Genomic DNA, 18,859 nt, shown 5'->3' on the forward strand with positions numbered 1-18,859 from the left:
CTTCGGCGGAGGCGGGCGCCGCGGTGGGCCCAAACGGGCCCAAGGCCTCTGACGGAGCCGGGCGCGGGCGCGCACCATGGAGGTACCACCACCATCAGGGAGGTGACCGAAGTGACCGACGAACACGTACCTGCCACACCGCTCGCCCGGCGCTTCGCCGACCGCCTCGCCGACCTCGGACTCACCGAGGCACGGGCCGCGACCAGGGCCGGCATGTCGATCGCCTACCTGCGCCGGGTGCTCGAACTCGGATGCGACTTCGACCGGCCCGCACTGCTCCGGCTGGCCGCGGTCCTCGGCCTGGACTACCAGGAACTCGTCTCCGGCCGCCCCGCGGAACGCGTCCACGCCACCGAGCCCCGTCCGGACGGCCCGCCGCTGGTCGGACCCCCCGTCCTGGGTGAACTCACCGTCCCCGAATGCTGGAGCCGCCTCGGCACCGGCGGCCTCGGCCGCCTCGCCCGCACCGGCCCCGACGGCCCCGTGGTGCGACCGGTCGGCTACCTGGTGCACGACCGGACGATCCTCTACCGCACCAACCCCGACGGCGCCCTCGCCCCCGGCGCGGGTGGCGAGGCCAAGACGGGCGGCGGGGCCGCGACGGGCGGCGAGGCCGCGTTCGAGGTGGACCGCGCCGGTGCCGACCTCCACGAGGGCTGGAGCGTCCTGCTCACCGGCCCCCTCGAGTACGTCACCGACCCCGCCCTGCTCGCCGAGCTCCCCCAGCCCCCCGCGCACGGCCGCTGGGTCCGCCTGACGCCCGACACCGTCACCGGCCGGACGATCCGGACCGCCTCGGGCGCGTAACTCGCTGACGGGGCTCAGGCGTTGCTGTGGTCGCCGGCGTCTTTGACGAAGTCGCCGGGCTTGTACCGGCGGTCGAAGAAGGCCTGTTCCGGGCCGTACCAGCGGATGACGGCGAACCAGCCGCGGCCGGGGACGGTGCGGATCCAGTTCGGGGCGCCCGCCGGGTGGCGTTCGGGGCCGATGCGGAGGGTGACCGACCCGTCCGGGTTGGGGGCGATGTCGTCCATGCCGTTGAGGGACGAGAAGGTCTGGCCGCGGACGTCGATCTGGGCGGCGGTCTCCGCGTCGTACAGGGTGAGGGACCAGAAGAGCCGGGCCGGCGGGTCGGCGGGCAGGTCGATGCGGTAGGTGTGCTCGCCGGTGAGCAGGTCGCCGTCGTGGTCGCGGTAGGCGCCCGCGTACTTGGCGCCGGAACCGACGACCGAGGTGATCATGCCGGTGCTCATCGAGTAGTGGTTGACGAACATGTGCGCCTTGGCGTTCACGTCGGTGTGCCCGGTGGCGCGGTCGCGGAACTCCTCGTCCAGCAGGGTGTGGAAGAAGTCGTCCTGGGCGGTCTTGGCGTGGGCGATCCACTGGCGGTCGGCCCACCACCGGGCGCCCGGCTCACGGTCGTAGCGCGAGGCCAGGGTCTTGGCCGTCTTCCAGCCCGTCCGCGCCGCCAGGTCCAGCAGTTCGCGCTGACGCCGCGTCGGGGCGAACAGCCCGCCCTTGCGGATGCCCAGCGAGGCCAGGACGCCGTGCATGTAGGGGTCGACCTGGTCGACCCGGTCGGCCTGGACGAAGGCGTCGAGCACGTCGAAGAACGTGCCGTCCCGGGGGAAGAGTGCGTCGGCCCGGGTGTCGGAGGCATGGGCGTAGTGCATCGGCTCCGCGTCGCCGTGCAGCGGGCGCAAGCGGATGCCCTCGATGGCCGCGATGCCCGGTGACAGGTCGTCGACGGAGCTGAAGAAGCCGCGCAGCAGGAAGTAGATGTTGTCGGTGCGGCTGCGGTAGACGAAGAAGCCGTCCCACTCGCCCGCGCTCTCCGGCTCGGCACCGTCCGGGACGATCAGGTAGCGGCCGCCCTCGCCCCGGTCCGGGCCGGGCACGCCGATGTCGCCGAGGAACTGCCGCCCGTCGATGACCGGCCCGGTGAGCGGGCGGTGCCAGAAGTCGTCCACCAGCCCCTGAACACCGGGCGCGGCCTCGACGACGAGCGGGCCGGTCACGCCCAGGTCCGCGAAGGCCATGCCGTAGATGACGTCGCAGTTCGGGGTGGTGATCAGCGTCCGGGGCTTCAGCCGCTTTTCGAACACCGCCATCACCTGGTACCCGCGCCCGACCACCGCACCGAGCCCGTCCCGCATCGCGCACGCGCTCACCGTCGGCAGCGCCCACAGGTAGACCTGGGCGGCGCGCTGGAAGAACAGTTCGTCCTCCAGGGCCTGCGCAGACTCCTCGGTCGGATAGCCGCCGACGAACGGCAGTGCCGCCAGGTCCTGGTAACGGTCGGGTGCGGACGTCATGTGGACACCTCTGGTCTGAGTACGAACCGGGGGATGGCAGACCGCACAATAGCCGCAAAAGGTACATGGGGTGACCGGCGCCGCACCGACCGTGACGGGGGTGTCAGGCCGGGCCGCGGCTGGGGCGGTGGAGCAGCGCCGGGGCGGCTGTCAGGGTGGCGGCGAGGGTGAGGGCGGCGGGTACGGAGTGGGTGGCGAGCGGGCCGGCCAGGGCGGTGCCGAGGGCGAAGGCGGTGATTTTGAGGCTGGCGCCGGTGGTGAAGATCTGGCCGCGCAGGTGGGCGGGGGACTCGCGGTGGCGGACGGCGAACAGGCCGGTCAGCAGTGGGCCGTCGCCGAGGCCCGCCAGGGTGGCTGCCGCGAGCAGCACCCATGGGTGGCCGTTCGCGCCGGTCGCGGCCAGGGCCAGTGCGGCTGCCTGCAGCAGCGCGCCGATGCGGACGGCCGTGTCCGGCGGGAGCAGGTGGGGGCGTCGGGCGAGCGCCGCGTTCGCCAGCAGGGCGGCCACCGCCGTGCAGGTCAGCAGCAGCGGTCCGCGGCTCGCGCCGCCGAGCGCGCGTTCGCCGAGCAGCGGCAGGCAGGCGGCCAGCATGCCCTGGCCCGCGCAGGCGCCGACCGAGGCGAGCGTCGCCCGGGCCAGCGTCGGACGGGACGTCAACACCCTTAGGCCGGAGGCGAGTTCGGAGCGCACCGAGCCCGTTGCCCGGGCGGCGGCGTTGCGGGCGGGGAGCGTCCAGGCCGCCGGCAGGGCCGCGGCGATCAGGGCCGCCGCGAGCAGGACCGCCGCGTTCGCGTCGAGGGCGACCGCGAGCAGCCCGGCCAGGGCGGGGCCGGCCAGGGCCGCCGCGTCGTAGGTCATGGCATCAAGGGCGGTGGCGCGCGGGAGCCGGTCGGGCGGGGTCACCCGGGGGAGTTGGGCCGTCCAGCCGCCGGAGAGGGCCGGGCCGAGCAGGCCGGTGGCGGCGGCCAGCACAAGGACCGCGGGCAGCGGGAGCCGGCCCAGGGCGGCGAGGACGGCGAGCAGGCCGGCGGCGTACAGCGCGAGGGCCCGGGCGAGCAGACGGCCGGGGTGGCGGGCCCGGTCCAGGTGGACGCCGAGCAGGGGGCCGCCGACGGCCGAGGCGGCGGTCAGGGCCGCCAGCAGGGCCGAGGCCTCGCCCGCCGAGCCCGCCGCGGCGAAACCGGCCAGCAGCAGGGCGGGCCCCGACATCTCGTCACCCGTTCGGGCCAACGCGGCCCCCGCCAGACACCGTCCGGGGAAAGAACTCCTGATCACCCGCCGGACGCTACGTCGGTAACGGAAAACTCGACAAGATGCGTTACATTGCCGACGTGCCGACCACCCCCGCCACCGAACCGCCGCCGAAACCGTCCGTCCTCACCTCGGCGGCCCGCGCCACCGCCGTCATCAACGCCTTCGCCGCCGACCACGCCCCCGAACCGGCCGCCCTCGCCGCGATCCTCCGCGCCCACGGCGAACCCGAGCCCGTCCACCTCACCGCCGAGGACGCCGACGCGCTGCGCACCGCCGCCGCCCGCCTGCGGGAGGTGTTCGACGCGCCCGACACCGACCGCGCGGCCGCCGCCCTCAACCGCCTGCTGCGCGAACGCACCGGCCCGCTGCGGCTCACCACCCACGGCGGCGCCACCGGCTGGCACCCGCACCTCGACCACGACGACGAGGCCCCGTGGGACGACTGGCTGATCGCCTCGTCCTGCCTGGCCCTCGCCGTCCTGCTGTGGGAACGCGGCCGCCCGCCCGGCGGGAGCTGCGTCGCGGTGCGCTGCCGGAACGTGTACCTCACCCAGGGCAGCGGCCTCGAGCGCCGTTACTGCTCCCGCCGCTGCGCCACCCGCGAACGCGTCGCCGCGCACCGCCGCGCCCGGATCGCGGGGACCCGCGATGGCCGGGACGAGGATGATCGGCTGAACTGACCGGGCCGGGGCCGGGATCGGCCCGGCCGAGCGAGGAGGCGGTGGCAGGTGCGGTGTCTGGTGACGGGGGCGACGGGGTACCTCGGTGGGCGGCTGGTGCCCGAACTGCTGGCGGACGGCCACCAGGTGCGCTGCCTGGTGCGGGAGCCCGCACGGCTGCGGGACCACCCGTGGCGCGGCGCGGTGGAGGCCGTCGCGGGGGACGTCACCCGGCCCGAGACGCTCGACGGGCCGCTGGACGGCATCGAGGTCGCGTACTACCTGGTGCACTCGCTCGGCACGGGGCCGGACTTCGAGGCCAGGGACCGGGCGGCCGCCCGCGCGTTCGGGCACGCGGCGGCGCGGGCCGGGGTGCGGCGGATCGTCTACCTGGGCGGACTGGTGCCCCCGGACGTACCGGAGGGACAGCTCTCGCCGCACCTGCGCTCCCGGGCGGCGACCGGCCGGGCGCTGCGCGAGGGCGGGGTGGCCGTCACGGAGCTGCGGGCGGCGGTGGTGATCGGCTCCGGGTCGGCGTCGTTCGAGATGCTGCGGCACCTGACCGAGCGGCTGCCGGTGATGGTCGCGCCGCGCTGGGTGGACACCCGGATCCAGCCGATCGCCGTGCGTGACGTGCTGCGACACCTGGTCGGGGCGGCCGGGCTGCCGGACGGGCCGGACACCGACCGGGCGTTCGACATCGGCGGGCCGGAGGTGCTTACGTACCGCGCGATGATGCAGCGCTACGCCCGGCTGGCGGGCCTGCGGCGCCGGCTCGTCGTCGCGGTGCCGGTGCTCACGCCCGGCCTGTCGGCGCTCTGGGTCGGCCTGGTGACGCCCGTCCCCGGTGGGCTGGCCCGGCCGCTGGTCGAATCGCTGCGGCACGAGGTGGTGTGCGGCGAGCACGATCTCGCCCGGTGGATCCCGGACCCGCCCGGGGGTGCGATCGGCTTCGACCGGGCCGTCACCCTCGCGCTGCGCCGGATCCGCGACGACGAGGTCACCACCCGCTGGTCCTCGGCCTCGCTGCCGGGCGCGCCCAGCGACCCGCTGCCCACCGACCCGGACTGGGCGGGCGGCAGCCTGTACCAGGACGTCCGGGAGCGGCACGTGGACGCGTCGCCGCAGGTGTTGTGGCAGGTGGTGGAGGGGATCGGCGGCGAGCACGGCTGGTACTCGTTCCCGCCGGCCTGGTGGGTGCGCGGGGCGCTGGACCGGCTGGCGGGCGGCGTCGGGCTGCGGCGCGGACGCCGCTCGCCCGGGCGGCTGCGGGTCGGCGATTCGCTGGACTTCTGGCGGGTCGAGGAGATCGAACCCGGCCGGCTGCTGCGGCTGCGCGCCGAGATGCGGCTGCCCGGCCTGGCCTGGCTGGAGCTGACCGTCACCCCCGAGGGCGACGGCGCGCGCTACCGGCAGCGCGCCCTGTTCCACCCGCACGGCCTGGCCGGCCAGGCGTACTGGTGGTCGGTCGCGCCGTTCCACGCGGTGGTGTTCGGTGGAATGGCACGCAACATCGCCGCCCGCGCGAAGGCGCACTGAGACCGGTGGACGGACTCCGAGTGGGGGGTTGGTTGCGGAGATGCCCCCGAGTCGAGATATCTTGACGTCAAGACGTTGCAGACGTGGAAGCTGGAGCTACGGTGACTGACTCGACCATCATCTACACCCACACGGACGAGGCCCCCGCCCTCGCCACGTACTCCTTCCTGCCGGTTGTCCAGGCCTACGCCGCCACCGCAGGTGTGAGCGTGGAGACCCGTGACATCTCGCTGGCCGGTCGGATCATCGCCGTCTTCCCGGAGTTCCTCCAGGAGGACCAGCGCATCGCGGACGCCCTCGCCGAGCTGGGCGCGCTCGCCAAGACCCCCGGCGCGAACATCATCAAGCTGCCGAACGTGTCGGCGTCCATGCCGCAGCTGAAGGCCGCCATCGCCGAGCTGCAGGCCCAGGGCTACGCCCTGCCGGACTACCCGGACGAGCCGAAGACCGACGAGGAGCGCGACATCCGCGCCCGGTACGACAAGGTCAAGGGCTCCGCCGTCAACCCGGTGCTGCGCGAGGGCAACTCCGACCGCCGCGCCCCGCTGTCGGTGAAGAACTACGCCAAGACCCACCCGCACCGCATGGGTGCCTGGTCGGCCGACTCCAAGACCAACGTCGCCACCATGGGCGCCAACGACTTCGCGTCCACCGAGAAGTCCGCCGTGATCGCCGCGGACGGCGCGCTGCGCATCGAGCTGGTCACCGAGGACGGCGCCGTCACCGTGCTGCGCGAGAACGTCCCGGTGCTGGCCGGCGAGGTCGTCGACGCCGCCGTGATGCGCGCCGCCGCGCTGAACGAGTTCCTGGCCGCGCAGGTCGCCCGCGCCAAGGCCGAGGGCGTGCTGTTCTCGGTGCACCTCAAGGCCACCATGATGAAGGTCTCCGACCCGATCCTGTTCGGCCACGTGGTGCGCGCCTTCTTCCCGAAGACCTTCGCCGCGTTCGGCCCCGAGCTGGCCGCCGCCGGTCTGAACCCGAACAACGGCCTCGGCGGCATCCTGGCCGGCCTGGACAAGCTCGCCAACGGCGCCGAGATCAAGGCCTCCTTCGACGCCGAGCTCGCCGACGGCCCGGCCCTCGCCATGGTCGACTCCGACAAGGGCATCACCAACCTGCACGTCCCCAGCGACGTCATCGTGGACGCCTCGATGCCGGCCATGATCCGCACCTCCGGCCACATGTGGGGCCCGGACGGCAAGGAGGCCGACACCCTCGCCATTCTGCCCGACAGCAGCTACGCGGGCGTCTACCAGGCCACCATCGACGACTGCCGCGCCCACGGCGCGTTCGACCCGGCCACCATGGGTTCGGTGCCGAACGTCGGCCTGATGGCCCAGGCCGCCGAGGAGTACGGCAGCCACGACAAGACCTTCGAGATCGGCGCCGCCGGCACCGTCCGCCTGGTCGACGCCAATGGCGAGACCGTCCTGGAGCAGGCCGTCCAGCCCGGCGACATCTTCCGTGCCTGCCAGGCCAAGGACCTGCCGATCCAGGACTGGGTCAAGCTGGCCGTCACCCGCGCCCGCGCCACCGGCGACCCGGCCGTGTTCTGGCTGGACTCGAACCGTGCGCACGACGCCGTGCTGATCGAGAAGGTCAAGAAGTACCTGCCGGAGCACGACACCGAGGGCCTGACCATCGAGATCATGTCTCCGGTCGAGGCCACCAAGTACTCCCTGGAGCGCATCCGCCGCGGCGAGAACACCATCTCGGTCACCGGCAACGTGCTGCGCGACTACCTGACCGACCTGTTCCCGATCCTGGAGCTGGGCACCAGCGCCAAGATGCTGTCGGTCGTCCCGCTGATGGCGGGCGGTGGCCTGTTCGAGACCGGCGCCGGCGGCTCCGCCCCGAAGCACGTCCAGCAGCTGGTCAAGGAGAACTACCTGCGCTGGGACTCGCTCGGCGAGTTCTTCGCGCTGGCCGCCTCCTTCGAGCACCTGGCCACCACCACCGGCAACGCCGGCGCCAAGGTCCTCGCCGACACCCTGGACCGCGCCACCGGCACCTTCCTCAACGAGGACAAGTCGCCGTCGCGTCGCCTCGGCGGCATCGACAACCGCGGCAGCCACTTCTACCTGGCCCTGTACTGGGCCCAGGAGCTGGCCGCCCAGACCGAGGACGCCGCGCTCGCCGCCGCGTTCGGCCCGCTCGCGCAGTCCCTCGCCGAGCAGGAGCAGACCATCGTCGACGAGCTGATCGCCGTCCAGGGCCAGCCCGTCGAGCTCGGTGGCTACTACCAGCCCGACCCGGCCAAGGCCGCCGCCGTGATGCGCCCGTCGAAGACCTTCAACGACGCGCTCGCCACGCTGGCCTGACGCCACGGCAGTTGCCGACCGGTCGCGCCGCCGTCGGCCCCCTCGCGGGGGCCGGCGGCGGCGTGCCGTGTCTGCGCGTCCTGTCTCCCGCGCGTAGGGTGCGGGGCATGGCGACCCCGAAGTTCATCCTCGACCTGCGTGAGCACATCGGGCACGCTCCGCTGTGGCTGTCCGGCGTGACCGCGGTGGTGGTGGAGGACGGGCGGATCCTGCTCAACCGCCGCTCCGACAGCGGACGTTGGGCACTGCTGCACGGCATCGTGGAACCCGGCGAGCAGCCCGCCGACGCGGTGGTGCGGGAGGTCCTGGAGGAGACCGGCGTCACCGTCCGCCCCGAGCGGATCACCAGCGTCCACACCCTCCCCGCGTCCGTCTGCGCCAACGGCGACCAGGTCCAGTTCCTCAACGTCGCCTTCCGCTGCCGGTTCCTGACCGGCATCGCGCACGTCAACGACGACGAATCCCTCGCCGTGGAGTGGTTCCCGCTGGACGCGCTGCCGCCGCTGTCCGCGAACGACGCCTTTCTGCTCGGCAAGGCGCTGGACGACGCCCCTTTCTCGTGGTTCGCCCTGGGCTGATCCGTCGGTGGAACTCCCGTGCCGCGCAGCGCCGTTGGTACGTCGGCGGCCGAGACGTCCTTCGTGCGGGTCGAAGTCCGGCACCCGGACGGGCGGATGGCGGCGCTGACCAACCCGATCCTGCTGCGCTGACCGCGAAGTTCGGGCGGTGCGCTTCGGGCGGGTGCTGACGGTGGGGTGCGCGTCCCGGTGACGGTGCGCGCCGGGTCGCTTAATGTACGGGTCATGAGTCCTGCGGACAGGGCGGTCGGGGACCGCGGCACGGCGGTGGTGATCGGCGGGGGGCTGGCCGGGTGTCTGGCCGCGTGGGCGCTGCGCGGCGTCGCGCGGCGGGTGGTGGTGGTCGAACGGGACCGCTACCCGGACGGCGCGGCCTTCCGGGCCGGCGTCCCGCAGGCCCGGCACGGGCACCTGCTGCTGGAGGCCGGGCACCGCACCATCGACGAGCTGATGCCCGGCGCGCTCGCCGAACTGCTCGACGCCGGAGCCCAGTTGGTGTCCATTCCGAGCGGCCTGCGGGTGCTCACCTCGGTGGGGCACCTCGCCGCCTACGACAGCGAGGTGACGATCCTCAGCTGCAGTCGGCCACTGCTCGACCGTACCGTGCTGGACCGGGTCCGCGGCGAGCCGTCGATCGAGATCCTGGAAGGCACCGAGGTGGTCGGCCTGCTCGGCAGCCGGCGGGGTGTCACCGGCGTGCAGGTGCGCGAACGCGGCCGCGAGGGCGCTCCCGTCACCGACCTGTCCGCCGAGCTGGTGATCGACGCCGCCGGGCGCGGCACCCGGTCGGGGCGGTGGCTGATCGGCCTCGGCTTCCCCACCACGCCCGTCGAACGGATCGACGCCGGTGTCGCCTACGCCAGCCGGTTCTACCACCGCCCGCCCGGGCGCGAGGACCAGCTCGCCCTCGACGTGCAGACCCGGGCCCCCGAACACGGCCGCTTCGCCGTCCTGCTGCCCGTCGAGGGCAACCGCTGGATCGTCAGCCTCGGAGGCATGCGCGGCTTCGAACCGTCCATCCAGCCCCAGGAGTTCGAGAAGCAGCTCGGCGAACTCCGCGACCCCGCCATCGCCGAGGCCATTGCCGGCGCCGAACCCGTGGGCCCCGCCCGGGGATTCGTGCCCGGCCCCAGCGTGTGGCGGCGCCACGAGCGCACCGACCCGTCCGGCTTCCTCGCCCTCGGCGACGCCTCCTGCACCTTCAACCCGGTCTACGGGCAGGGCATCAGCGTCGCCGCGCTCGGCGCCCGCGCGCTGCGCGAAGCCGCCCGCCGGCACGGCGGACTCGGCACCGCCACCGTCCGCGAGGCCCGCCGGGCGATCGGCACCGTCACCAAACACCCCTGGGTGATCGCCGGCAACGAGGACGTCCGCTTCGCCGGCACCATCGGCGGCGAGCGCGGCCCCGTCGTCCGGCTCCAGCACCGCTACCTCGACCGCGTCCTCATCCGCGCCACCACCGACGCCACCGTCTCCGCCACCTTCCACCGCGTCGTGTCGATGGTGGAACCGCCGAGCGCGCTGTTCCGTCCCTCCGTGCTGGGACCAGTCCTGTTCGGTCGTTGACGCACCGTCAACGTCCTTTCCGGGCACCGGTTCCGGCTCCGCGCAACCGTGTGGGAGCCTGTGTGACTGAGGCGAACATGTGAGAAGTGTGGGGGAACGGCGGCGGCCATGAGTGAGATCTACTTCAGCAACAACTACCGCGACCTGAGCGAGCAGCACGGAACCGGCGCGGGATTCCAGTTCGAGTTCTCCTGCTCGCGCTGCTACGACACCTGGCGCTCACCGTTCGAGCCCTTCCGCACTGGGCAGGCCGCGAGCTGGATCAACAAGGGCGTCAGCGCCGCCTGGAGCCTGCTCGGCGGTAGCGCCTCCAGCGGCCTCACCAACGCCGCCGACGGCCTGGCCGGCGCCAGTTGGGGCAGTGGCCGCGACACCGCCTTCGAGCGCGCCGTCACCAACGCGCAGCAGCACTTCAACCGCTGCGCCCGCTGCACCCACTACGTCTGCGAACGCTGCTGGAGCGCCGCCCAGGGCCTGTGCCTCGACTGCGCACCCGACACCGCCGCCGAGGCCGTCGCCGCCCAGCAGCGCGGCCTCAACGACGCCGTGGTCGAGAACGCGTACCGGCACGGCCAGTCCCAGGCCCAGCAGTTCGACGTCACCGCCGCCCGCCAACTCGTCTGCCCGCAGTGCAGCGCCGACACCCACGGCACCCCTTTCTGCCCGTCCTGCGGGTTCCGCCTCGCCCAACCCCCGCAGTGCACCTCGTGCCACGCGGAGCTGCCCGCCAACTCGGCCTTCTGCCCGAGCTGCGGCACGCGTCGCTGACCGGCCGCCCGTCAGGCCCGGCCGTTTTCACGGCGGTCGGGCCTCGGGGTGTTGGCCGACAGCGGTCGGCGAAGGAGCGGGACGGCGGCGGCCACTTCCCGTTGGGCTCGGGGACGTCGGTGGTCCGGCTCGGCTGGTCGGTGATCGGAGCGGCGAGTGTGAGTGGCCTTCGGGGCAGAGGCAATGCGAGGCCTCCGCGCCCGGGCTCGGACGACTCCCCGCCACTCAGAACCAGAACGCCTTGACGACTGCGTTCCCGGATCGGGCGGCCGTTCGGTAGAAGGTGGCGAGCCCGTGGTGGTGGCTCAGGTAGTTCTCCCGGTCGAGGGCCGGGTCGCCGCAGTCTTGGAGCGCGGTGCCGGAGGCAGTCCAGAGCGCGTCGAAGTCGGCGGTGCGCAGGAACAGGGCGGCTTCCCTCACCCGGTCGGGCCGCAGGATCACGAACGGGGGATCGTCCCCGTGGAACACGAGTTCACCGCCGTAGATCGGCAGCCCGCTCGGATCCGCGGCGTCCTCCGGGCCGTCCGGGGTGCCGGTGTAGAGCTGGTTGAGGCCGGCGAAGTCCTTCTCGATCGAGTCGGCGATCCCTGCGGTGCACTCGTTGTGGTGGTCGGCCCAGGACGCCCACATGAAGGCCTCCAGCCAGGCCCCGTCCGGGCGGACGTCCGCCGGTGGGACGGCGCGAAGGTGCAGGTGGTAGCTCATGGATCCGTCCGTCGAGGGTGTTCCGGTTTGACGTCCGGAACGTAGCGGACGGCGCCGACACTTCTCCTTTGCGCTGGGTCTGAGCGCGGTCGGTCGTCCGGACGAGGCGACGCATCTCCGGGTCGCCGAGGCTACGGTCGCGGGCGACTTCACGCGAGCGGCCGCGCTGCTGCCGAGGTGAGTTACCCGGGGCTGAAGGAGCGCACCACCCCACACCTGGCGGCCTGCCTGGCCGGCCACGGCCAGTGGTCGGCCGCCAGGGCCCTCGCCGACGAGCTGACGGATCCCACCTACCGGGGACGGGCGCTCGCAATGATCGCTGCCCGCCGTGGCCCGTCACCCGAGGGGCGGCTGTTGCTCGCCGAAGCGCTGGCGCTCGCGCCGTGGGACGAGCTGGTCGAGGAGTTCGCGACCGTCGCCCCCGAACTCGTCCCGCTGCTGGTGGACCTGGTGCTGGCTGACGCAGAACCGGCTACCGAGACCCCGTGAGCCCGTCAGGTCCCGTTCGTCGGCAGGACGAGGATCCGCTCCGGGTCGTACAGGCACCAGTACGCTGCCGCGCCGATCAACCGGAGGCGGCACCACGGGGTGCCGTCCGGGGCGTGCCACCAGGCGTTGATGCGGCCGAGGGTCCAGGTGGCGGTGTCGTCGAGGCGGACTTCGACGGGTTGGTAGGCGGGGCGGACTTCGGGTTCCGGCGGGGACCAGGTGGGGTCGGTCTGAAGCTGCGGAGGGAGCACGGTGGGCCTCCTTCGAGTCCGATCGGTGGAGATCACTCTACAGAGGTGTAGATAGTGGTGGCGGGGAATCCCGGAGCATGGCGCAACGTCGTCGGTGCGGGCAGTGGATTCGCGCCACGAAGGGTTCTTTCGAACACGACCGTTGGTCATAGACTCGGTGGATGGCTTCTGAGGACGAGGGCGACTCGTACGCGGCGCTGGGCGCGCTGGGCGATCCGGTGCGGCGCCGGCTGTACCGGCTGGTGGCGGCGGCGCCGGAGGAGGTGGGGCGGGACGCGGCGGCGGAGGCGGCGGGGATCTCGCGGTCGTTGGCGGCGTTCCACCTGGACAAGCTGGTGGAGGCGGGGCTGCTGGTGGTGTCGTACCGGCGGCTGTCGGGGCGGACGGGGCCGGGTGCGGGGCGGCCGGCGAAGCTGTACCGGCGGGTGGAGGGGGAGTTCGCGGTGTCGGTGCCGCCGCGTTCGTACGACACGGCGGGGCGGTTGCTCGCGGAGACGGTGGAACGGGCGGGGCTGGAGCGGGAGTTGCAGGCGGCGGCGAAGGCCGAAGGGGTGGCAGCCGCGACGGGGGCGGACCTGGAGGAGGTACTGCGAGCGCGCGGGTACGCGCCGTTCTGGGACGGCGAGGTGCTGCGGCTGCGGAACTGCCCGTTCCACGCGTTGGCGCAGGAGTTCCCGGGGCTGGTGTGCGGGATGAACCTGGCGCTGCTGGACGGTCTGGCGGGGGAGGAGTGGACGCCCGCGATGGAGACGTGCGCGGGCGGATGTTGCGTCGCCCTGTCTAAAAACAAAAATCGTTGACGTTAGATTGTGGGCCGCGCCATGCTTGGCCCATGACTGGCTATCACCTCGCGCAGATCAACGTCGGCCGCCTCGTCGCGCGGCCCACCTCCCGGCGGGTCGCCGAGTTCATCGCACAGCTCGACGAGATGAACGCGCTTGCCGAGCGCAGCCCGGGCTTCGTCTGGCGGATGGTGGACGCCACGGACGCGAGGGCGCAGGCCGCGTACCCGGAGATCAGGGACGAGCAGGTCCTGATCAACTGCTCGGTGTGGGAGTCGGTCGAGGCGCTGTGGGAGTACGTGTTCCGCAGCGACCACCTGCGGGTGCTGAGCCGCCGCCGGGAGTGGTTCGAGCATGCCGACCGTCCGCTTCAGGCGCTGTGGTGGGTGCCGGCCGGCCACCACCCGAGCGTCACCGAGGCGATGGGGCGGATCGCCCACCTGCGCGAACACGGCAGCGGCCCGGAGGCGTTCACCTTCCGCGACCGCCACCCGGCGCCGGACGGCCAGGTGGCGGACGCGCACTGAAACAGCGGCTGAAGCAGTGACCGAAGCGGTGACTGAAACAGCGGCCGAAGCAGTGACTGGAACAGCGGCTGAACCAGCGGGGGTCAGGCGCCGGCGGCCAGGGGGCTCAGGCGGACGATGGTCAGGTCGAGTTGGCCGAAGCCGTCCTCCCAGCCCACCACCGGCTCGCAGCCGTACTTGTCGAGGCCCCGGGCGGAGGCGTCCTCGAGTATCGGCATCAGGCCCTCCTCGCCGTCGGTGAGGAAGTAGGCGAGGTGGGCGCGCAGGCCGGGGTGCTCGATGGTGGCGAGGCCCTCCTCCCAGCTCTCCTCGGGCTCGGCCTCGAACGGCACCAGGTCCCCGGGGGTGTGGCCGGTGTCGAGCGCGGCGCGGAACGCGTCCAGCAGGGTGCCGTCGGAGCGCAGCCGGGCGAAGAACACCACCCAACTGCCCGAAAATTTAGCGAGGTTGACGCCGTGCTGCGCCACCAGCGGGGCGAGGTCGGCGCCGCGGATCAGGCCGTCGCCGAAGCAGGCGGCGGCGACGGCGGAGGCGAACGGCTCCGGCAGGGCGGGCGAGTCGCGGTCGGCGGGTATCGCGAAGATCGAACCGGCGGCGTCGAACACCGGGGTGCGGAGGCTGTCGTCGAACAACGAGCAGTCCCAGTGCACCGGTTCGGCGCCGCTCAGCGCCTGCGGCCGCACCCAGGCGGCGTCCCGGTCGAACTCGACCTCGTGGATCAGATTGCCGCTGACGCCGGCCACGTACACCGCGTCCGGGTCGTACTCGTTCAGTGGCCGGCCGAGCATCATCCCGAAGGCGTCGGCGAGTTGACGGTCCCAGTCGTCCGCGACCGGGGTGTGGTGAGAGGTCATGGGCGGCACCGTAGTGCCGCCGTCCGACAGCACGCCAAAGGGGTCAGCCGAGCGTGCCCGGATCGGTGTTCGCCCCGCACAGCACCACGCACACCCGCTCGCCCTCGGCGGGCCGGTACGCGCCGCCGGTGAGCGCGGCCAGCGCGGTCGAGGCGGCATGCTCGACGGCCAACCGGTGTCCGTCCCAGAGGAGTTGACGGGCGCGGACGATCTCGCTGTCGGGGACGAGCGCGGTGCTTGCGCCGTCCTGCCCGGCGGCCCACAGAGCGGTCGCGGAGGCCCGCCGGGCGCCGAGCGCGTCGGCGGCGACCGAGTCGACGGGGACGTCCACCGGACGGCCCGCCGCCATCGCGGCGTGCAGAGCCTGCGAACCCTCCGGCTCGACAGCGAGGGTGCGCACCCCGTGCTCGAGGGCCGCCGTGGCTACGCCTGCGAACAGGCCGCCACCGCCGACCGAGACCACCACCGTTTCCAGCGACGGGAGTTGACGGCGGATCTCGTCCAGCAGAGTGCCCGCGCCGGCCGCGATCAGCGGGTGGTCGTAGGCGTGCGCGGCCAGCGCGCCGGAGGCCGCCGCGTACTCCTCGCAGGCCGCCAGCGCCTCCGCGTACTCGCGGCCCACCTGTCGCACCTCGGCGCCGTAGCCGCGCAGCCGGGCCACCTTCACCGCGGGGGCGTTCTCCGGCACGAACACCGTGGCCCGGACGCCCTGTTGCTGCGCCGCCCAGGCACACGCCAGGCCCGCGTTGCCACCGGAGGCGATGGTCACGCCCGGGTCGGGGAGCGTGCCGGCCTCGCGGTGCGCCTGCAGGAAGTTCTGCGCGCCCCGGGCCTTGAACGACCCGGTGTGCTGCAGGAGTTCGAGCGCCGCCCAGACCTCACCGCCCACGCCGGGAACGTCGAGCGGGGCCACCGCGACGGGCCGGACCCGTCCGGCGATCCGGTCGCCCGCGGCCTTGATGTCGCCGTACGTGAGCTGGTGCACGCTGCTGCTCCTGCCGCGTCGAGGGTGCGCGGGCCGGTCTGGGCCCGCAACCGTTCGGACCCGACGTTACCCGCCCTGGCGCCCCCGGCCGGTGGCGGAGGCGAAGCCCAGCCAGGTGTGCCGGTTGCCCGCCCAACACCAGCCGACCTTCGGGGCGTTGCGGCGCTCGCGGCCGTCCCGCCCGGTGCCGTTGCTGATCCAGATCGCCGGGGTGCGGGCGTCGAGGGTGCCGTTCGGTTTGCGCAGCCGGGAGCCGATGGTCATGAAACAGCGATTGCGTTCCAGTGCGTCGGGCTGCTGGAGCACCCAGTGGATGCCCTCGGTGAGCAGCAGCGGCGTACGGGCCTCGTCCGTGAGGGCGGGCAGCGCCTCGTCCGGGCTCCAGTTGGCCATCCGGTCGCCCCGGTCGACGCCGGTGAGCAGATAGAGGGGAGAGTCGGGCAGCGCCACCGTGTCGAGCGGGGCGAAGTCGTCGACGTCCGGCATGTCGACGACGACGAAGCCCGGCCGGTCGTCGCGGCGCAGCAGCGGCGCGAGCGCGGACGCGGGTGCGCGGTCCGGGTGGACGGCGAGCAGGGCGCCGTCGCCGGTCTCGGCGGCCTCGGCGAAGGCGCGGACCTCGGCGGTGGACAGGCCGGCGAGCTCGGGCACCCCCAACTCGATCAGGCGTTCGGCCTGCATCGTGAGGGACGGAAGGACGGTGGACGCGGTTTCGGGCACGACGCTCCCAGGGCGGCGAGGCAGCGGGGACCTCGGGTGAACGAGACCACCTGCCGAGTTGTTCCCGCGCCCCCAGAACGCTCATTCGGAACGGCGCGCGCGCCGATGACCGGACGGGACGACCGTCCCCCGCGGCCCGCCCCGGTCCGCGCACCCCAACGCCCAATCCCCGGGCTCGAGTACGAAAGCCGCACACCCAAATGACCCTCGCCCTCGTCCTGTTCACCCAGGACCTGCGCCTGCACGACAACCCCGCCCTGCACGCCGCCCGGGCCGCCGCCGACCAGGTGGTTCCGCTGTTCGTCACCGATCCGGCGATTGCCGCCGCCGGCTTCGACGCGCCCAACCGCCGCGCGTTCCTTGCCGGTTGCCTCACCGACCTGGACGCCTCGCTGCGCCGCGCCGGCGGCCGGCTGCTGGTGCGCGAGGGCGACACCGCCGAGCAGACCGCCCGACTGGCCACCGAACTCGACGCGGCGAGCGTGCACGTCGCCGCCGGGGTCAGCGGCTACGCCCGACGGCGCGAACAGCGGCTGCGCCACGCGCTCGGCGACCGCCTGCGGGTGCACGACGGCTCGCTGACGGCCGTGCCGCCCGGCGCCGTGACACCCGCCGGACGCGACCACTACGCCGTGTTCACCCCGTACCACCGGGCCTGGCAACAGGTCCGCCGCCGCACCCCGCTGCCCGCGCCGCACACCCTCAACACTCCAACAGGGCTGAAAAGTAACGAAGTTGAGGTGGTCAAGCCCACCGCCCGCAGCCTCCCCGAGCCCGGCGAGAGCGCCGCCCGCCGCGCCTGGCAGCACTGGCGCACCGCGCAGTACGCGCAGCTGCACGACGACCTCGCCGCCGACGGCACCTCGCACCTCTCGCCGTACCTGCACTTCGGCTGCCTGTCCGCGAACGAACTCGTCCACCTCGCCGAGCGGCGCGGCGGACCGGGCGCGGAGGCGTTCGTCCGGCAGCTGGTGTGGCGCGACTTCCACCACCAGGTGCTGGCCGCCCGGCCGGCCGCCGCGCACGCCGATTACCGTGCCCGGAACGACAGTTGGCGCACCGATGAGGCCGAACTCGCCGCCTGGCGGGAGGGTCGCACCGGATACCCGATCATCGACGCCGGGATGCGGCAGCTCGCCGAGACCGGCTGGATGCACAACCGGGCCAGGCTGCTCACCGCGAGCTTCCTGGCCAAGTCGCTGTACCTGGACTGGCGGCTCGGTGCCCGGCACTTCCTCGACCACCTGGTCGACGGCGACGTGGCCAACAACCAGCTGAACTGGCAGTGGGTCGCCGGTACCGGCACCGACACCCGCCCCAACCGGGTCCTCAACCCGATCGCCCAGGCCGACCGTTACGACCCGGAGGGCGCGTACGTCCGCCGCTGGGTCCCCGAACTCGCCGAGCTGCCAGGTCGGTTGATCCACCGCCCTTGGCAGGCCGGCCACCGACCCGCCGACTACCCCGCCCCGCTGATCGCCCCAGGCAGCACTGGGGACCGCCTGCGCGAGGCTCGGGGAATCTGACGATCCGTCAGGACCGTGTCAGGACTCTTTCGGTGCCTGACGATACGTCAGGATGCGCGCGGCGCCGGCGTCATCAGCACGAAGTCCGCGCTCGCGCCGTCCACGCACATCGCCATCCGTCCGATGCCGGGCGCGTCCACCGGGCCCGTCAGCACCTCGCCGCCCTTGGCGCGCACGGTGGCGGCGGCCGCGTCGCAGTCGGTGACCGTGAACACGGGGTGCCAGCACGGCACGCCCTGGGACACCGCCAGCTGGTCCGGTGGCACCTGCAGCACGCCGCCGTGCATCCGCTCCGCGGGCTGCCCGGCCGGGGTGACGATGGTGTAGGTCATGCCCCCGCCGCCCGGCATCGGCATGTCCTGGCGCTGCCAGCCGAACACCGTCTCGTAGAACGCCAGCGCCGCCGACGCGTTCGTGGTGTACAGCTCCGTCCAGCACAGCGCGCCCGGGTCGTCCGTCGCCTCCAGGCCGCGCGCCCGGCCCGGCGTCCAGGCCGCGAACTGGCCGCCCTGCGGGTCGCTGAACTGGGCGACCGACGCCCAGCCGTCCGCGTCCTGCGGCTCCAGCCGCACCGTGCCGCCCGCCCGCATGACGGACGCGGCGGTCTCGTGGACGTCCGGGGTGAAGAAGTACACCATCCACGCCGAGCGGGCGCCCCGCTCGGTGAGCAGCCCGATCCCGGCGGCCGTCCGACCGCCCGATTTGGCCAGCCCGAAGGCGCCGCCGCTGTCCTCCATCGGCTCGAACTCCCAGCCCAGTACCGCCCCGTAGAAGTCCCCGGCGGTGGACACGTCCGGCGTGCCCAGGTCGAGCCAGCACGGTGAACCGGGCACGAAATCGGTGGTGATCATGGTGGTCTCCCTTCGCCGGGCACTCCTCCCCAGCCTGTCACCGGCCCCCGCCCGGCGCGTCCCGGCCCGGACCGGCGGGCGGCGGTCCCGGTACCGCCAAGCGGAGGAAATCCTGTGCAGATCGTCGGGTGGAGCATGGAATTCGATCGTCGAACGGACCCTGGCCAT

The 18,859-nt window shown here is 73.3% G+C and carries 19 protein-coding genes; 11 read left to right on the top strand and 8 right to left on the bottom strand.

Annotation, left to right across the window (positions count from 1 at the left end; genetic code table 11):
* Positions 1-102: 102 nt before the first annotated feature.
* On the top strand, positions 103-807 hold the full coding sequence (locus ACGFWJ_RS23195; RefSeq protein WP_392952605.1) for a pyridoxamine 5'-phosphate oxidase family protein: 705 nt from the start codon (positions 103-105) through the stop codon (positions 805-807).
* Between the two features lie 14 nt (positions 808-821).
* Here ACGFWJ_RS23195 and ACGFWJ_RS23200 read toward each other — a convergent pair whose 3' ends face one another.
* Positions 822-2,315: a DUF1214 domain-containing protein gene (locus ACGFWJ_RS23200; RefSeq protein ID WP_392952608.1), complete on the bottom strand. Its 1,494-nt coding sequence runs from the start codon at positions 2,313-2,315 to the stop codon at positions 822-824.
* Between the two features lie 103 nt (positions 2,316-2,418).
* A complete protein-coding gene (locus tag ACGFWJ_RS23205) occupies positions 2,419-3,591 on the bottom strand; it encodes an MFS transporter (protein ID WP_392952611.1) in 1,173 nt (390 codons plus the stop codon).
* A gap of 38 nt (positions 3,592-3,629) precedes the next feature.
* Here ACGFWJ_RS23205 and ACGFWJ_RS23210 point away from each other — a divergent pair, with 38 nt between their 5' ends.
* The 6 genes from ACGFWJ_RS23210 to ACGFWJ_RS23235 all read left to right on the top strand — a co-directional run bounded on the left by ACGFWJ_RS23210 (position 3,630) and on the right by ACGFWJ_RS23235 (position 11,001).
* Positions 3,630-4,250, top strand: a complete 621-nt coding sequence (locus tag ACGFWJ_RS23210) for a CGNR zinc finger domain-containing protein (protein ID WP_392952614.1) — start codon at positions 3,630-3,632, stop codon at positions 4,248-4,250.
* Positions 4,251-4,298: 48 nt separating this feature from the next.
* The gene (locus ACGFWJ_RS23215) at positions 4,299-5,768 is read left to right on the top strand and encodes an SDR family oxidoreductase (protein WP_392952616.1); all 1,470 of its coding nucleotides are present in this window, start codon (positions 4,299-4,301) and stop codon (positions 5,766-5,768) included.
* A gap of 101 nt (positions 5,769-5,869) precedes the next feature.
* Positions 5,870-8,089: an NADP-dependent isocitrate dehydrogenase gene (locus tag ACGFWJ_RS23220; RefSeq protein ID WP_392952619.1), complete on the top strand. Its 2,220-nt coding sequence runs from the start codon at positions 5,870-5,872 to the stop codon at positions 8,087-8,089.
* A gap of 107 nt (positions 8,090-8,196) precedes the next feature.
* Positions 8,197-8,667: an NUDIX domain-containing protein gene (locus tag ACGFWJ_RS23225; RefSeq protein ID WP_392952622.1), complete on the top strand. Its 471-nt coding sequence runs from the start codon at positions 8,197-8,199 to the stop codon at positions 8,665-8,667.
* Between the two features lie 225 nt (positions 8,668-8,892).
* Positions 8,893-10,233 (top strand): NAD(P)/FAD-dependent oxidoreductase, encoded by a 1,341-nt coding sequence (locus tag ACGFWJ_RS23230; protein WP_392952625.1) that lies wholly within the window; start codon positions 8,893-8,895, stop codon positions 10,231-10,233.
* Between the two features lie 108 nt (positions 10,234-10,341).
* On the top strand, positions 10,342-11,001 hold the full coding sequence (locus ACGFWJ_RS23235) for a zinc ribbon domain-containing protein (protein ID WP_392952627.1): 660 nt from the start codon (positions 10,342-10,344) through the stop codon (positions 10,999-11,001).
* A 225-nt stretch (positions 11,002-11,226) separates the two neighbouring features.
* Here ACGFWJ_RS23235 and ACGFWJ_RS23240 read toward each other — a convergent pair whose 3' ends face one another.
* Positions 11,227-11,706 (bottom strand): DUF1877 family protein, encoded by a 480-nt coding sequence (locus tag ACGFWJ_RS23240; RefSeq protein WP_392952630.1) that lies wholly within the window; start codon positions 11,704-11,706, stop codon positions 11,227-11,229.
* Between the two features lie 177 nt (positions 11,707-11,883).
* Here ACGFWJ_RS23240 and ACGFWJ_RS23245 point away from each other — a divergent pair, with 177 nt between their 5' ends.
* Positions 11,884-12,195, top strand: coding sequence for a hypothetical protein (locus ACGFWJ_RS23245; protein ID WP_392952633.1), 312 nt, complete (start codon positions 11,884-11,886; stop codon positions 12,193-12,195).
* Positions 12,196-12,200: 5 nt separating this feature from the next.
* On the opposite strand, the gene ACGFWJ_RS23250 is transcribed toward ACGFWJ_RS23245, so the two are convergent.
* Positions 12,201-12,446 (bottom strand): hypothetical protein, encoded by a 246-nt coding sequence (locus ACGFWJ_RS23250; protein WP_387642498.1) that lies wholly within the window; start codon positions 12,444-12,446, stop codon positions 12,201-12,203.
* Positions 12,447-12,607: 161 nt separating this feature from the next.
* On the opposite strand from ACGFWJ_RS23250, the gene ACGFWJ_RS23255 reads away from it, so the two are divergent.
* Together ACGFWJ_RS23255 and ACGFWJ_RS23260 are read left to right on the top strand one after the other, a co-directional pair.
* The gene (locus ACGFWJ_RS23255) at positions 12,608-13,246 is read left to right on the top strand and encodes a helix-turn-helix transcriptional regulator (protein WP_387863282.1); all 639 of its coding nucleotides are present in this window, start codon (positions 12,608-12,610) and stop codon (positions 13,244-13,246) included.
* A 32-nt stretch (positions 13,247-13,278) separates the two neighbouring features.
* Entirely contained in the window at positions 13,279-13,755 is a 477-nt protein-coding gene (locus ACGFWJ_RS23260; RefSeq protein ID WP_392952636.1) for a DUF3291 domain-containing protein, read from the top strand.
* Positions 13,756-13,838: 83 nt separating this feature from the next.
* On the opposite strand, the gene ACGFWJ_RS23265 is transcribed toward ACGFWJ_RS23260, so the two are convergent.
* The 3 genes from ACGFWJ_RS23265 to ACGFWJ_RS23275 form a co-directional block, all read right to left on the bottom strand.
* Entirely contained in the window at positions 13,839-14,609 is a 771-nt protein-coding gene (locus ACGFWJ_RS23265; protein ID WP_392952639.1) for a hypothetical protein, read from the bottom strand.
* A 43-nt stretch (positions 14,610-14,652) separates the two neighbouring features.
* Positions 14,653-15,594: a serine/threonine dehydratase gene (locus ACGFWJ_RS23270; RefSeq protein WP_392952642.1), complete on the bottom strand. Its 942-nt coding sequence runs from the start codon at positions 15,592-15,594 to the stop codon at positions 14,653-14,655.
* Between the two features lie 66 nt (positions 15,595-15,660).
* Positions 15,661-16,314, bottom strand: coding sequence for a DUF5701 family protein (locus ACGFWJ_RS23275; RefSeq protein ID WP_392952645.1), 654 nt, complete (start codon positions 16,312-16,314; stop codon positions 15,661-15,663).
* A gap of 200 nt (positions 16,315-16,514) precedes the next feature.
* On the opposite strand from ACGFWJ_RS23275, the gene ACGFWJ_RS23280 reads away from it, so the two are divergent.
* Positions 16,515-17,840 carry a cryptochrome/photolyase family protein gene (locus ACGFWJ_RS23280; RefSeq protein ID WP_392952647.1) on the top strand — a complete coding sequence of 442 codons (1,326 nt, stop codon included), beginning with the start codon at positions 16,515-16,517 and terminating at the stop codon, positions 17,838-17,840.
* 47 nt (positions 17,841-17,887) lie between these two features.
* On the opposite strand, the gene ACGFWJ_RS23285 is transcribed toward ACGFWJ_RS23280, so the two are convergent.
* Positions 17,888-18,691: a VOC family protein gene (locus ACGFWJ_RS23285; RefSeq protein ID WP_392952650.1), complete on the bottom strand. Its 804-nt coding sequence runs from the start codon at positions 18,689-18,691 to the stop codon at positions 17,888-17,890.
* Positions 18,692-18,859: the final 168 nt, after the last annotated feature.

It is taken from the genome of Kitasatospora sp. NPDC048407 (genome assembly GCF_043200475.1).
In the GTDB taxonomy this organism is placed as follows: Bacteria; Actinomycetota; Actinomycetes; order Streptomycetales; family Streptomycetaceae; genus Kitasatospora.

Bases quoted from the DNA above. Each gene is read 5' to 3' on its own strand.
- ACGFWJ_RS23200 (WP_392952608.1), bottom strand. From the start codon at position 2,315: ATGACGTCCGCACCCGACCGTTACCAGGACCTGGCGGCACTGCCGTTC.
- ACGFWJ_RS23210 (WP_392952614.1), top strand. From the start codon at position 3,630: ATGCGTTACATTGCCGACGTGCCGACCACCCCCGCCACCGAACCGCCG.
- ACGFWJ_RS23225 (WP_392952622.1), top strand. From the start codon at position 8,197: ATGGCGACCCCGAAGTTCATCCTCGACCTGCGTGAGCACATCGGGCAC.
- ACGFWJ_RS23230 (WP_392952625.1), top strand. From the start codon at position 8,893: ATGAGTCCTGCGGACAGGGCGGTCGGGGACCGCGGCACGGCGGTGGTG.
- ACGFWJ_RS23235 (WP_392952627.1), top strand. From the start codon at position 10,342: ATGAGTGAGATCTACTTCAGCAACAACTACCGCGACCTGAGCGAGCAG.
- ACGFWJ_RS23240 (WP_392952630.1), bottom strand. From the start codon at position 11,706: ATGAGCTACCACCTGCACCTTCGCGCCGTCCCACCGGCGGACGTCCGC.
- ACGFWJ_RS23255 (WP_387863282.1), top strand. From the start codon at position 12,608: ATGGCTTCTGAGGACGAGGGCGACTCGTACGCGGCGCTGGGCGCGCTG.
- ACGFWJ_RS23260 (WP_392952636.1), top strand. From the start codon at position 13,279: ATGACTGGCTATCACCTCGCGCAGATCAACGTCGGCCGCCTCGTCGCG.
- ACGFWJ_RS23265 (WP_392952639.1), bottom strand. From the start codon at position 14,609: ATGACCTCTCACCACACCCCGGTCGCGGACGACTGGGACCGTCAACTC.
- ACGFWJ_RS23280 (WP_392952647.1), top strand. From the start codon at position 16,515: ATGACCCTCGCCCTCGTCCTGTTCACCCAGGACCTGCGCCTGCACGAC.
- ACGFWJ_RS23285 (WP_392952650.1), bottom strand. From the start codon at position 18,691: ATGATCACCACCGATTTCGTGCCCGGTTCACCGTGCTGGCTCGACCTG.